The following is a 12,611-nucleotide window of genomic DNA, read 5'->3' on the forward strand; positions in this document are numbered from 1 at the left end:
TCGCCGTGGGCGACCCGGCGCACGCGGACAACGACGGTGTTCGTGTCAGCGGCGGGGCAGGGACAGGACCGCGGGGGTTGCGGTGACCGGCTTGACCGTCCAATCCGGGTGCCCGGGCATCGGCGGGGTCTTGGTCCCGTAGAGCCAGGACCGCAGGAAGCCGGTCAGGTCCTGGCCGGACACCTTCGACGCCAGGGCGATGAAGTCGTCGGTCCCTTGGGAGGTACCGCGGTCCAGTGTCGCCCAAGTCCGCTCGATCAAGCCGAACTTGGCGGCGCCGACTTGCTGCCGCAGCGCGTACAAGGTGAGCGCGCCACCGAAGTACACATTCTGGTTGAACAGGTCGAACAGCGTTGCAGCCGACAGCGGGCGAGCGACCGGCCCGAACTGGGCGCGGAACTGGTCGCCGTCCGCGTAGATGGCCTTGAAGAGGTCATCGATCGTGTCGAGACCGCTGTACTCCTTCAATGTGCCACGGTCGGCGGCGTAGTTGTACTCGTACCACGTCGCGTGGCCTTCGTTCTGCCAGACGTCGCTCCAGGTCTTCGGTGCGACGCTGTCGCCGAACCACTGGTGCGAAAGCTCGTGGATCGAGCTGGGGTTGAACTCGTTCGCCGGGAGCGCGGCGATTGTCGAGTCGTAGATCGGCAGTGTCTGAGTCTCCAGCGCCACTCCGAGAGGGGCGTCGATGAACAGCGAACCGTAGTTCTCGAACGGGTATTTGCCGACCCTGCTGACCATGTACGCCATCTCGGCGCGCTCGTCCTTCGCCTTCGGAAGGAGGGTGTCGGCGAGACGAGCCGGCGCCACGTCACGGATCGGTACGCCATCGACCGAAGGCTGGGTCCGCACGACGAAGTCACCGGCGGCGACCTGGACCAGTTCGGTGGCCATGGGGTTCGATTCGCGGTACGTCGAGGAGACGTAGCCCCCGTGCGGAAGAGTTCGGACGCGTACGCCGTTCGCCGTCCCGGTCCAGCCGGTCGGAGTGGTCAGCGTGATGGTGTAAGTGGCCTTGTCGCTGGGGATGTCATTGCTCGGGAAGAGCTGGTGTGCCAAATTGGGTTGCCCGATGAGCACGGTGCCGTCCGGGGTGGTGAGGAAACCGCTCGGGTCGTCCTGGGTGCCGGTGACCGGAGTGGCCGCGAAGCCGGAGACGGTCACCTTGAACGCCTTGTTCTTCTTGAGTGCGCGCGCCGGGGTGATGATCAGCTCGTCGCCGTCTCGGCGGAAGGCGGCGGTCTTGTTGTCGACGGTGACCCGGGCCAGGCCGTCGCCGCCGAAGTCGAGGTCGAAGCGGGACAGATCCTGCGTCGCGACAGCCGTGATCGTCACGTTGCCGGTGACTTGCTGCTTGGGGTCTTTCTTCGGATAGGTCAGACTCAAATCGTAATTTTGTACGTCGTACCCGCCGTTGCCGAGGAGCGGGAAGAGCCGATCGCCGGCCCCGGGCGCACCCGGTGTGGCCGATGGCGCGGCATAGGCGGGAGCACCGGAAAGGCCAGCGATACAAAGCGTGACGGCGGCACCGACGGCGATTACTCGGAACGGCGCCTTGGCTGTCGAGTATCTCATGAGGACAGAACCATCCCTGGTGGCAGTAATGAATTGGCCCAGCAGGGACGAGATCCAGGTGCGAAATGTGACATCGTGCGGTGCCCGGGGCTGTGAATGCGCTTATGGGACCGTTTGTGCTGTGGTGGCTGTCACATACGGTTCGCTGCGTGCTTTAGTTTGTCCGGGGCTCGGATGATGTCGATTCTGATGACGCGTCCACGGGCGGTGGTGAACGACGTGACCGAATCCAGGATACCGTTGTTATAACTGGCATTTCCGAGGATGCTGTTGACGAAGACGAACTCCAGACGCTGGCCGGGGGTAAGCATTTCGACCAGTCCGAACACGTAGCGGGCGACCTTGTCGCGGCCTTTCACGGGATGCCGCGCCGCACTGATGATGCCGCCACCGTCGCAGGTCGCGACCACGCTTTGGTCCAGCAGAGATACCAGCCGGTCGAGGTCTCCGCCGGCGGCCGCGGCCATGAACGCGACAACGGTCCGGCGATGTTGCTCGGCGTCGACCTCGAGGCGCGACGCGTCGGCCCGAACGTGGTTGCGAGCTCGTGATGCGAGTTTCCGTACGGCTTCCGTCGAGCGGCCGACCAGTTTGGCGACTTCCTGGAACGGCATCGCGAACAAGTCGTGCAGCACGAACGCGATTCGCTCGGCCGGGGTCAACGACTCGAGGACGACCAGGAGCGCGTAGCTGACAGCGTCGTTATGCGAGACTTGCTCGGCCGGGTTCACCCCGCTCGGCAGTCGCTCGACGATCGGCTCGGGCAACCATGGGCCTACGTACGTCTCGCGTCGCATCCGGGTTGAGCGGAGCACGTCCACCGCGGTCCGCGCGACCGCGACAACGGCCCAGGCCTCGACATCTCGCACCGGGTCGCGAATATCCGCTGCCGCGAGTCGTAGCCAGGTATCGGAGACGGCGTCCTCGGCGTCGGTATAGCTCCCCAAAATGGTGTACGCCACACGAGTCAGGCGCGAACGCACAGCGGCGTACGCCATCGCCAGATCATCTTCGCGACTCACGGCCCATTCGCCCTCCGGACCTCATCCCACAAATGAAAATTTGATGAGGTGGAGACGAGACGGCTTACCGATAGGTGACACGTTCGGCGAGTTTGTGACAGCGGCCTCATACGTCGGCCGTCTGCCCGGCAGTGCATCACAAGGTGATGCGGTGCACTCCTGTCATGGAACGGATTGGCAGACCTCCGCGTGAGGGTCCCCCCCGCGGACAGCGTCAGCAGGTCCCGTACGGCGACGCACGAGTATCAAATCAAGGACAGATCTCGCCGGTCCGATGCCGGGCATTGGACACTGCACAGACCCGATCGAGGGAGGCTGCATGGACCCGGTCACGCTGGTTGTCACGGCGCTTACCGCGGGGGCGGCGGCAGGGCTGCAGAGCACGGCCACGTCGGTGATCAGCGACCTCTACGCCTCGCTGCGGGACAGGGTGCGGCAGCGGCTGTCCGGACGCCCGGGCAGTGAGGTCGTGGTGGACCGGCACGCTGCCGACCCGCAGACGTGGGAGCAGCCGTTACGGGCGGAGCTGGCCGCGGCGGGGCTGGACGAGGAGCTCGAGGAGCTGGCGCAGCGGTTGCTCAGCGCGGCCGACCCCGAGGGAACGAGGGCGGGTAAATACTCCGTCGTGGTCGGCGGCAACGCGCAGGGCACCGTGATCGGTGACGGGTCCACCGTCCATATGACCTTCGGCAGTGCTCCGGAGCGCGATCAGCCGTAGGCCGGAGCCGCCGATCGAGTGGGAGACGACGATGCTGCACCATCGTGTTGCCGAGGCGATCCTTGCCGGTGACGGTGACCTGATGCCGCCGGGTGGCGAGCCGGTGGACCGCCGGGACCGCGTGCTTACGCTGCTGCAGATCTACGAGCTGCACATCGGACCGGCGCCGCGGCGTGCGGCCGGTGTGCGGCTGCAGCACCATCCGCGGCTGGCCGAGGTGAAGTGCCGGCTGGAGATGCGGTGGCTGGCGGAGCTCGACGCCGCCGCCCGCGCCGAGCGTGGGCAGCTGCCCGCCGATCCGGTCGAGGCTCTGCGCCGGCTGGCCGCGCTGGACCGGCTGCCGAGCGTGTACCGGTGGGTGGCGCAGACCGCGTCGTGGGCGGACGTCGTGGAATTTCTGACGCTGGAAGGTGGCCCGGACGGCGGCTTCGACGACCTGGTCGCGCTGTGTCAGCTCGGGCTGCCTGGGGTGGCGAAGGTGGAGCTGGCCCGCAACTACTGGGACGAGATGGGCAACGGCGTCTGGGATGCCGTGCACAGCGTGCTGTACCGCCGCTTCGCCGACGCCGTCGGTATCGTGGCCCGGCCGGCGGACGAGCAGCCGCTCGCCGCACTGGAAAGGCAGGCTCTGGGCGGGCTGCTCGGCACGAACCGGTGGCTGCAGCCGGAGATGCTCGGCGCGCTCGGCCTCATCGAGCTGCAGGCGGGGCCCCGCTGTCAACTGGTGGTCCAGGCATTCGAGCGCTGCGGCGCGCCGGCGGACGCGTACCCCTTCTACGTGGAGCACGCGCGGACCGACCCGCGCCACGGCGTGGACTGGCTGGAGCACGCGGTGCGGCCGGTCGTCGCGCAGCTGCCCGAGTGGGGTGACCGGATCGTGCACGGCGCGATCTGGCGGGCCGGGATCAACCAGGCTTTCCTGGCGGGGTTCGGCGTCGGCGCCACAGTTTGAGTTCGTCGATCCGTCCCGCGAAGACCCGCTTGTCGGCGTCCGGCCACGCACCCACGTTGAGCCCGTACGGCCATTCGACACCCAGTACGGAGCCGAAGGGGCTGTATTCATGGGCGCGCAGCACGTTGTCCAGGTGGATCGTGGAGGTGTCGACGCCATCGTAGGTGAACGCGAGATACAGCCACTGCCGCAACGGGACCGTGCCGGGCGCGCTGCGCACACCGCCCCAGTCGAATCCGTTGTAGACCGTCCCGCCGATGCTGCGGTCGGCGTCGACGAAGAGAGCGAACGACAGGTAGCCCTCGGCGATGGTGTGCCGGCCGGTCACCTCGTTCACCCACAGCCACGTCGTGACACGGACCCCGCCGAGCTCGGTCAACGCCTCCGACGGCAGCACCACGACCCGGCTGCGTGCCCCGTCGAAGCCCATCGCCGACCGGCCCGGCAGACGGCCCTCAACGGCCGCGACATTCCGACCGCGAACCGCGCCGCCCCGCCCGGACGTGTCGACCGGGCCGCCGTCACCTTGCCGAAGGCTCAGAATCAGTTCCATGCTCACCGTCGGGTCTCCTCGCCGTCGCGTACAGGCAGGAAAGGTGTTGTGCCATCGCGCCGATGCTGAACTCGGTCGCGATGCGGGTACGCGCCGCGCCGCCGACCGCCGCGCGCAAGGTTGGATCGTCGAGCAGCAATGCGACCTGCTCCGCCAGGGCTTCCGCGTCACCCGGCGGTGCGAGCAGTCCGTGCTCGCCCGCGGTGATGAGGTCGGGGATGCCGCCGACGGTGGTGGCCACGACGGCGGTGCCGGCCGCCATCGCCTCCAGGAGCACCATCGGGGTGCCCTCGTAGTCCGCGGTGTGCAGCAGCACGGTCAATGCGGCGTAGACGGCGGCGGTGTCGGCAACCTCGCCGACGAACCTGACCACGCTGTCGAGTCCCAGCTCGGCGGTGAGCGCCTCCAGAGCCGGCCGCTCCGGCCCGTCGCCGACCACCACGAACGTCACGTCGGTACGGGACGCCGCCAGCCGCGCCGCGACGGCGAGGAAAACGTCGATCCGCTTCTGCCGGGCGAGGCGGCCGACCACCCCGACGACATGCGATTCCGGCGGATGGCCCAGGTCGGCCGGCGGTTGCGGGGCCGGTAGCTCCAGGCCGTTGCGGACCAGTGCGATTGCCCTGGGCCCCGGCAGTCGCTGCAGCACCGGATGCATCGGGGCGCTGCACGCGATCAGGACGTCGACGCGCCGGCAGCACCATTGCTCGACCCGGGCCGTGACCCGCTGGCGGAGCGTCTCCTGTCGCCACTCGTCGTGCACCGTGTACACCAGGCCGATACCCGCCCAGCGCCGGCTCACCCACCGCAGGAACACCGCCAGGTACAACGCTCTCGCGCCGTGCGCGTGCACGACATCGGTGGCGGGCGGTTTCCGTAGCAGGGCCGCGTACACCCGCAGATAGTTCAACCGGTTGGGGTGCACGAACGGCAGCAGCCGGTACGGCACCCCGCGGGTGGCCAGCAGCCGTGCGTACTGCGGCCCCGCCGCGGCGACGATGAGCGGCCGGACACCACCTTCGCGCAGCTGCTCCCGGGCCAGGTCCACGATCAGGGTGTCGGCGCCGCGCATCACCGTGTCGGAGTAGAGCAGCTGCGCGACCCTGATCACGGCCACCACCGCATGACCGCGCGGCTGGTGCGGACCAGCCCGGCCAGCGCACCTGGCGCGCCCAGCACGTCGGCGACCGGGAACAGCCCGGTGACGTCGTAGAAGAATTCCGCACGGGTACCGAGGGCGAGCGTCTGCAGGGACTCCCGCCAGCCCTCGTGCACCGTGACGAGGTCGGATCCGAGGACCGCATGCCGGCGGACGTGGGCGATCAGCGCGCGGCCGCGTTCCCGGCGGGCCCGGACCGACCGCGTCATTGCCAGGACCCGCGGCAGGTGGGCGGCGGTGGCGTGCCCGGCGACCGCTGCGAGCGCCGAGGCCAGCCAGTGTTCGTCGGTGATGGCACCGGCCAGGTCGAGCGCGCCGTCGATGTCGCCGGTGCCGGCCAGCGACGCGGTGACCGCGGCGATGCAGCCGGAACGCAGCGGCTCGTTGCCCCGCTCGATCGTCGTCGCGGCGGTGATCGCCTCCCGCAGCACCGCCATGCGCTCCTCGCCGGCGAGTGCGTCGGCGAGCAATAATAGGGCCCGCGCCTGGGCCGTGGGCTCGATGAGCTCACCAGCGACTGCGCGTGCATCGGCTATCGCGGCGGCCGCGGCCGCCCCGGGCAGCGCCCGGGCGCAGGTGGCGATGAGCGCGACCCGCAGGTGCGGGAACGGTGCCCGGGCCGCCCATCGCAGGGCCTCGTCCGCCTGGCCGGCGGCCGTCAGGCGCTGCACCACCGCGGTGACCGCTTCGGCGAACCAGGTGTCGTCGTCGATGCCGTCGAGCAGATCGAGCGCCTCGCCGCGGCCGAGCGTGACGCCACGCGCGGCGAGGGCGCCGCGGACGCGCATCCGCTCGTCGTCGTCGGCCAGGAGCGGTTCCGTGAGTACGGCCCGCTCCCATTCGCTCAGGCTCAGATACGACGCGACGGTGACTAGTCCTTCCGCGAGCACATGAGTGTTCACATCGTCGGGCGCCACCCCGATGATTCCCGCGACGGCGTCGGCGCGCCCCGGCTCGTCCAGAACCGGCAGCAGCGCACGTACGGCGTGCAGCCGCTGCCACGGGTCGCCTGCCGCGGCCGCCCGCGCCACGTCGGCGCCGGTGCCCGTGACCGCCGCGAGCTCGCACTCGATCACGACACGGTCAGCGGGGTCGACAACCTCCCGCAACAACGCCCAGGCGTCGTCCGGACGTCCGGTCCCGGCCAGATGGAGGCAGGCCGCCCGGGCCATGGCGGTGAACGCGGTGCCGCCGCCGACGGTTCCGGTCGCCGACAGCGCGGAGCGCAGATGTTCTTCGGAATCGTCAGCCAGTGACGCGTAGGTCTCCGCCCGCCAATACTGCGAACGGATCGGGACGGGAAGGAACTCGCCGAGCACCGCGACCGCATGGGTGCTGCGCTGCGCGAACTCGGCCCGGAACAGTTCGGCCACTTCGCCGAGCTCGTACTCGGTGGCCATGATGTTCTTGCGGTGGAAGTGCAAGTCGGCGAGAGTGAGCTGCAACTCCTCGTCGAGGTCACGGCCGACGGTGACCAGCGCGACCGCCCGGTAGTAGGCGTCGTCGACCGACATCGCGACCAGCTCCGCCTGGCCCGCCATGTGCCGCGGGAGGTGTGGCACGAGCCGCCCCAGCTCACCCACCCGCCAGAACGGGTCCGGCACCACTGACACGGCGGCCAGCGCTTCACCGGCGACGTCCTCGGCGTCGTCCGGATCGAGCACGGCCAGCAGGGTGGTGAGGCCCTCCGCGCGTTCCCGCGGATCCGGCACCTGCCGCACGAAGGACAGCGCGTCGTCGGCGCTCAGCAGTCCGCGGCGCAGCAAGGTGGTCAGCAACCGCACCGACACGTTCGCCGAGAGGTTGCGCACGGAGGCGGCGCTCAGCGCGTACTGCAGCTCACGGTCCAGCTCGCTGGCCGGCCGCCCCGCGGAAAGTTCCGCTCTGGAGCGTTGCTCCGCGGCACCGGTCGCGATTTCCAGGTGGTCGAGGTAGAGCCGCAGGTCACCGTTGCGGGTGACAGCGGCATACCAGGCGTTGACGGACCTGCCGGTGAGCGCGGCGCGCGCCCCGGCTCCGACGGTTTCCTCCGGTTGTTCCATGGCAAGCAGGCGATGCAGGTCCGCGGCGCGGTCGGCCGCGCGCAGGTGGCGGGGCAGGTGTCGCAGCTCGTATCCGGTGAGGGCATCGAACGGTCTCGCCGTCGCCGCCACTCTACAGCCCGAGCTTCCCGAGCGCGGCGGCCGCGATGGCTTCGTGATACTCGTCGAGTGCGACCTCGTCGCGCAGGAAGTCCTGGAAACTGGCGTGGTACAGCCGGTAGCGTGTCGGCGCGCCGTCGGTGCGCTCCTCGTTGAGGAACTCACGCCAGTCGCGCAGGACGCCGCGGACCCGGTTCGGGCTCAGACCCGTCCACCGACTGAGGTCCGCTGCCGAAACCGGCTCGTGCGCGACCGCCAGCATGCAGATCACCGGCTCGTACAGGGTGCGGAACAGCTCCGGGTCCGCGGCCATCATGGCGCGCCAGTGCCGCAGGTAGTAAGCGCGCAGGCCGCGGGGCAGCTGTTCGAGGTCGCCGATGCGCTCCACGTCGATCCGGCCGCTACGGATGTCACGCAGCACCGCCACCAGATACATGAAGTTGCCCTGGCTGCGGGCGGTGAGGAGGTCGGCGAACTCCTCGACGGTCGTGCCCCACCCGGCCAGCCGCTCGCGCATCGGGTCGTGGTTGGCCTGCACGAAATCACGGACGTACTGGGCGATGTCCTGACGGTTGTGCGGGTCGTCGTCGCGGAGGGCGATCTCGTCCATCGAGTCCACCGCCAGCCGGTAATCGTGCACCTCACGGCTGGTCGCCACGATGTGGACACCGTCCGGCAGCACGGCCGGCAGGAACAGGCGGTTGGCGCCGACCGCCACGCCCAGGTCGTCGGCTTCGTCGAGGGCGTCGATGAGCAGAACCACGCGCCGGTCCGGCGCCTTTTCCACCGCCTCGGCCAGCAGCCGGCTGAGGAACCCGCCACCGGCGGTCGCCTCCGGTGGCAGCGCCGCATGGCTGAGCCCGTAGCGCACGACGAGCTGGGCGCAGACGTTTGACAGGAAGTCGTGCGCGGACCGGATGTTCTGCAACGCCACGTTGAAGTGGTGTACGTGGCCGTGCCGGCGTACCAGCTCCGCGATCAACGACGTCTTGCCGATACCCGGCTCCCCGCGGATGACCACATAGCCGGAATCGAACCCGGGCGCGACCAAGAGCCGCTCGACCGCGGCGAAGACGAATTCGCGACCCACGAACCCCCGGGTCCGTTCCGCGACGATCGTGGCGAACTCCCGGACCCGGATGTGGGACGAGATGCTTGCCGGAGCGTTGGTGAACGTCTGGTAGATCGTGTTGCCGTCGCCGATGACAGTGCCCTGCCCACCGAGCACCCGTACGTGCTCGGGACCCGTGGGGTTTACCACGCGCTCACTGTAGCGACCCCAATGCTTTCTGTGCACCGCCCGCTCAGTCTTTCGGGGCGACCCGGATGCGGTTCCCGTCCGGATCGGCGGCGAGGAAGGTCAGCCCGAACCCCGCATCGTGCGGCTCGTGCAGGATCGTGACGCCCTTGGATTCTTTCGAGGTCGGGGTCGGATCGGTCGTGGTGTTCCGCCGCGGGGAACCTGCGAGCGCTGGACGAGCCGACCTCACGTCACTGCTCCCACATTGCGGTCGATCCTGGCCACATTCTGGGCTTTCTCGCGACCTTGGAGACTTAGGCCCACATACGAGCCATAACTCTCCAAGGTCCACGAAACGCCGAGAAAACCGTGGGAACAAAAGCCACGAGAGAGGACGAATGAGACTCTACAATAGACGGCGGTCCCACATCGCGGGCTCGGTGGCCACAATGCGGACGCCCGTCCCACTTAACGGACCACGTCCCACATCATGGGCCTCTGACGGCGGCCGACACCGGCTGAACCACGCCGGGTCCGCGGCCGCCGCGCAGCAACTCGCGTCCTCGCCGCCACGCTGCGATCCCCCGCCGCCTCGTGCAAGCCACGCCGTCACGGGGCCCCGACGCCGCTGGGTTACCCGGCATGGAATAAGACACATTGTGCAGAGAATTTCCGTCCGGCCATGGCTCGGCGCGGTTCTATTGACGAGCGAGCCGCCCAGCGGGGGCGGCGCCAAGCGGTCGGTAGCGAACGGCGGGACGTCGGATGTCTGAGCGCAAGACCCGGGTGGTGGCCGCGGGCTTCTCCTTCCTCGAGGGAGTCCGGTGGCACGACGATCGCTTGTGGGTCTCGGAGGTCTACGGCAATCGGGTGCTCTCGGTGACGCCGTCCGGCCAGGTGGACACGGTTGCCGTCGTGCCGGGGATGCCCAGCGGACTCGGCTGGCTGCCCGACGGGCGGCTGCTGATCGTCTCGATGCGGGACAGGCGATTGCTGCGCCGGGAACGCGACGGGTCGTTGAGGCAGCACGCCGACCTGTCAGCCTTCACCCCGTGGTTCATCAACGACATGCTCGTCACGCCGGACGGGTGGGCGTACGTCGGCGGCGTGGGTTACGACCACTTGGCCGGCACCGAGGCAAAACCAGCGGACCTATTCGGTACGGGGGTCGATGGCTCGGCTCGGGTGGCCGCCGAGGGACTGGACTTTCCGAATGGCATGGCGCTGATCGAGAATGCCGCGACACTGCTCGTCGCCGAGTCCGCCGGACACCGTATCTCCGCCTTCTCTCGTCACGACGACGGCACGCTCTCGGATCGGCGGGAATGGGCTGCGTTGCCCGACGTCGAGCCCGACGGGATGTCCGCGGCGGGCGACGACACGGTCTGGGTGGCCGATTCCGCACATCACCGGGTGGTGCGTGTCGAGCGCGGGGGACGCATAGTCGACGAGATCTCGACCGGGTCGTTGCACGCTTTCACCTGCGCGCTCGGCGGTGACACATTGTTCGTGTGCGCGGCGCCGTCATACCGCGGCGAGGGTCACGAGGCGGTCGTGCTCGCCACCGAGATCTGAAGGCCCCCGACGGTCCGTCAGAGCGCGTCGGCGTCGATCTGGCCGCGGAGCTTGGTGAGCGCCCTGGTCAGCAGGCGGGAGACGTGCATCTGGGAGATCCCGACCTGGTCGGCGATCTGCGACTGGGTGAGGTTGCCGTAGAAGCGCAGGGCGATGATCTTCTGCTCCCGCTCGTCGAGCAGGGCCAGCGCCGGGCCGAGGCTGGCGCGCATGTCGACGTTGTCGTAGTCGTCGGTGTGGTCGCTGATGGTGTCGCCGAGTTCGGTGCCGCCGTCCGGACCGATGGGGGTGGACAGGCTGGTGGTGTTGTAGGCGCGGGCGCCGTCCAGTCCCTCGAGGACCTCTTCCTCGGTGATGCCCAGGTGCGCGGCGACGTCCGCGACCAGCGGCGGCCGGCCCAGCGAGTGGGTGAGCGTGTTGTTGGCCTCGGTGATCGCAAGGCGTAGTTCCTGCAGGCGCCGCGGGACCCGGATCGACCAGGTGCGGTCGCGGAAGTGTCGCTTGACCTCGCCGAGGATCGTCGGGATCGCGTAGCCGGCGAAGTCCACCCCGCGCCCGGCGTCGAACCGGTCGACCGCCTTGATCAGCCCGATGACGGCAGTCTGCACGAGGTCGTCGGTGGGTTCGCCTCGGCCGGTGTAGCGGTGCGCGAGGTGGTGGGCCAGCGGCAGCCATGCCTCGATGGTCTTCTCGCGCAGGGCCGGCCGGGAGGGATGACCGGCAGGCATCGCCGCAAGCGCGTTGATCAGATCACCGGCGACGTCCGCCGTACGGGGGTCGGTAGACGTGTCACCGTCGGTGGCGGCCGGCTGGTTGACAGTCGCGGCAGGTGCGCTGGTCATGACGTGATCCTTCGGTTGTCCCGCCAGGACGGATACCCGTTCGGCCGCATGATCATAACCGAATAACCGAGCCGAAGCTAGCCGAAAGTATGAGTCACGCTGAGTGTCTAATGGGGAACTCACGGTGGGATCTTGAGGACCGCGTAGGTTTTTCGGTCATGGGATTATTCATGCGGCTCAACGTCTTTCGTGGCGTCTCGCACGACGACGTCTACGCCGCCCTGACCGACTTCTGGTCGCGGCAGGATCGTCAGGTCGAGCGGGTGGCGCCGGACGCGCGAGCCGACGCGTTCGACCTCTACGAGCAGCGCGACGGCTGGACGCTGCTCGATTGGACGAGTGGTTGGGAGTGGACGTTGCGGCGTCAGGCCCAGTTCCATGTGTCCGAGGTGCTCGGCTGCGCGGGCGCTCTGGTGTTCGTCTATGACGGCGACTATTGGGGCTACGAGCTGTTCGAGCGCGGGGTGGCGGTGGACTGGTTCGGTCAATCGCCGGAGGGTGACTGGTTCCCGGGTAAGGATTCGCGTGGTCGGCCGGAGGCTGTCGTTGCCGCGTTTCCGGAGCTGGCCCTCGATCGCGCGGACGTGGCTGCTTACCTCGCACAGTCGCCCGGCGACGAGGACGACGAGGAGCGGTGGGACGCGAAGGAGCGGTGGGACGTACCGGCTCGGCCGGGCGACCGATTCGCTCGGGGTGACGAGTCCGCGGTGCTGGACTTTCTGGAATTGCTCGGCGTCGGGGCCGGCGTCGTCGAGACACGGGTCCGGTGGCGCGCGCCGCTGTCGCGTCGGTTCATGGTCGTGCCGCCGCCGGTCGATTAGGAGCGGCGCCGCG

At 68.9% G+C, this 12,611-nt stretch carries 12 protein-coding genes; 4 read left to right on the forward strand and 8 right to left on the reverse strand.

From position 1 onward, the window contains the following. Positions 1-45: 45 nt before the first annotated feature. The gene (locus HH310_RS21250) at positions 46-1,386 is read right to left on the reverse strand and encodes a M1 family metallopeptidase (protein WP_248294237.1); all 1,341 of its coding nucleotides are present in this window, start codon (positions 1,384-1,386) and stop codon (positions 46-48) included. A 320-nt stretch (positions 1,387-1,706) separates the two neighbouring features. After that, the gene (sigJ, locus tag HH310_RS21255; RefSeq protein WP_211192445.1) at positions 1,707-2,597 is read right to left on the reverse strand and encodes an RNA polymerase sigma factor SigJ; all 891 of its coding nucleotides are present in this window, start codon (positions 2,595-2,597) and stop codon (positions 1,707-1,709) included. 319 nt (positions 2,598-2,916) lie between these two features. Between sigJ and HH310_RS21260 the strand changes: the two genes are divergently transcribed. Next, entirely contained in the window at positions 2,917-3,315 is a 399-nt protein-coding gene (locus tag HH310_RS21260; protein WP_169177355.1) for a hypothetical protein, read from the forward strand. A 31-nt stretch (positions 3,316-3,346) separates the two neighbouring features. Further along, the gene (locus tag HH310_RS21265; RefSeq protein ID WP_169177356.1) at positions 3,347-4,267 is read left to right on the forward strand and encodes an iron-containing redox enzyme family protein; all 921 of its coding nucleotides are present in this window, start codon (positions 3,347-3,349) and stop codon (positions 4,265-4,267) included. Here HH310_RS21265 and HH310_RS21270 read toward each other — a convergent pair. From HH310_RS21270 to HH310_RS43245, 5 genes are all read right to left on the reverse strand, one after another. Next, positions 4,221-4,820, reverse strand: coding sequence for a LamG domain-containing protein (locus HH310_RS21270; protein ID WP_248294249.1), 600 nt, complete (start codon positions 4,818-4,820; stop codon positions 4,221-4,223). The two genes, HH310_RS21265 and HH310_RS21270, sit on opposite strands and share 47 nt — an antisense overlap. Beyond that, positions 4,789-5,931 carry a glycosyltransferase gene (locus tag HH310_RS21275; RefSeq protein WP_169177358.1) on the reverse strand — a complete coding sequence of 381 codons (1,143 nt, stop codon included), beginning with the start codon at positions 5,929-5,931 and terminating at the stop codon, positions 4,789-4,791. The genes HH310_RS21270 and HH310_RS21275 overlap by 32 nt, the downstream gene beginning before the upstream one ends. Then, the gene (locus HH310_RS21280) at positions 5,928-8,021 is read right to left on the reverse strand and encodes a hypothetical protein (protein WP_169177359.1); all 2,094 of its coding nucleotides are present in this window, start codon (positions 8,019-8,021) and stop codon (positions 5,928-5,930) included. The genes HH310_RS21275 and HH310_RS21280 overlap by 4 nt, the downstream gene beginning before the upstream one ends. A gap of 112 nt (positions 8,022-8,133) precedes the next feature. After that, positions 8,134-9,381 (reverse strand): AAA family ATPase, encoded by a 1,248-nt coding sequence (locus HH310_RS21285; protein WP_169177360.1) that lies wholly within the window; start codon positions 9,379-9,381, stop codon positions 8,134-8,136. Positions 9,382-9,424: 43 nt separating this feature from the next. Then, entirely contained in the window at positions 9,425-9,610 is a 186-nt protein-coding gene (locus HH310_RS43245; RefSeq protein WP_211192446.1) for a hypothetical protein, read from the reverse strand. Positions 9,611-10,125: 515 nt separating this feature from the next. On the opposite strand from HH310_RS43245, the gene HH310_RS21295 reads away from it, so the two are divergent. Continuing rightward, positions 10,126-10,935 (forward strand): SMP-30/gluconolactonase/LRE family protein, encoded by an 810-nt coding sequence (locus HH310_RS21295; RefSeq protein ID WP_169177361.1) that lies wholly within the window; start codon positions 10,126-10,128, stop codon positions 10,933-10,935. 17 nt (positions 10,936-10,952) lie between these two features. Here HH310_RS21295 and HH310_RS21300 read toward each other — a convergent pair whose 3' ends face one another. Further along, positions 10,953-11,777: an RNA polymerase sigma factor SigF gene (locus HH310_RS21300; protein ID WP_169177362.1), complete on the reverse strand. Its 825-nt coding sequence runs from the start codon at positions 11,775-11,777 to the stop codon at positions 10,953-10,955. A gap of 158 nt (positions 11,778-11,935) precedes the next feature. Between HH310_RS21300 and HH310_RS21305 the strand changes: the two genes are divergently transcribed. Next, positions 11,936-12,598 carry a hypothetical protein gene (locus tag HH310_RS21305; protein WP_169177363.1) on the forward strand — a complete coding sequence of 221 codons (663 nt, stop codon included), beginning with the start codon at positions 11,936-11,938 and terminating at the stop codon, positions 12,596-12,598. Positions 12,599-12,611 lie beyond the last annotated feature (13 nt).

This window comes from Actinoplanes sp. TBRC 11911 (assembly GCF_012933445.1).
GTDB lineage: Bacteria > Actinomycetota > Actinomycetes > Mycobacteriales > Micromonosporaceae > Actinoplanes.

Bases quoted from the DNA above. Each gene is read 5' to 3' on its own strand.
- HH310_RS21280 (WP_169177359.1), bottom strand. From the start codon at position 8,021: ATGGAACAACCGGAGGAAACCGTCGGAGCCGGGGCGCGCGCCGCGCTC.
- HH310_RS21305 (WP_169177363.1), top strand. From the start codon at position 11,936: ATGGGATTATTCATGCGGCTCAACGTCTTTCGTGGCGTCTCGCACGAC.
- HH310_RS21270 (WP_248294249.1), bottom strand. From the start codon at position 4,820: ATGGAACTGATTCTGAGCCTTCGGCAAGGTGACGGCGGCCCGGTCGAC.
- HH310_RS21300 (WP_169177362.1), bottom strand. From the start codon at position 11,777: ATGACCAGCGCACCTGCCGCGACTGTCAACCAGCCGGCCGCCACCGAC.
- HH310_RS21265 (WP_169177356.1), top strand. From the start codon at position 3,347: ATGCTGCACCATCGTGTTGCCGAGGCGATCCTTGCCGGTGACGGTGAC.
- HH310_RS21295 (WP_169177361.1), top strand. From the start codon at position 10,126: ATGTCTGAGCGCAAGACCCGGGTGGTGGCCGCGGGCTTCTCCTTCCTC.
- HH310_RS21260 (WP_169177355.1), top strand. From the start codon at position 2,917: ATGGACCCGGTCACGCTGGTTGTCACGGCGCTTACCGCGGGGGCGGCG.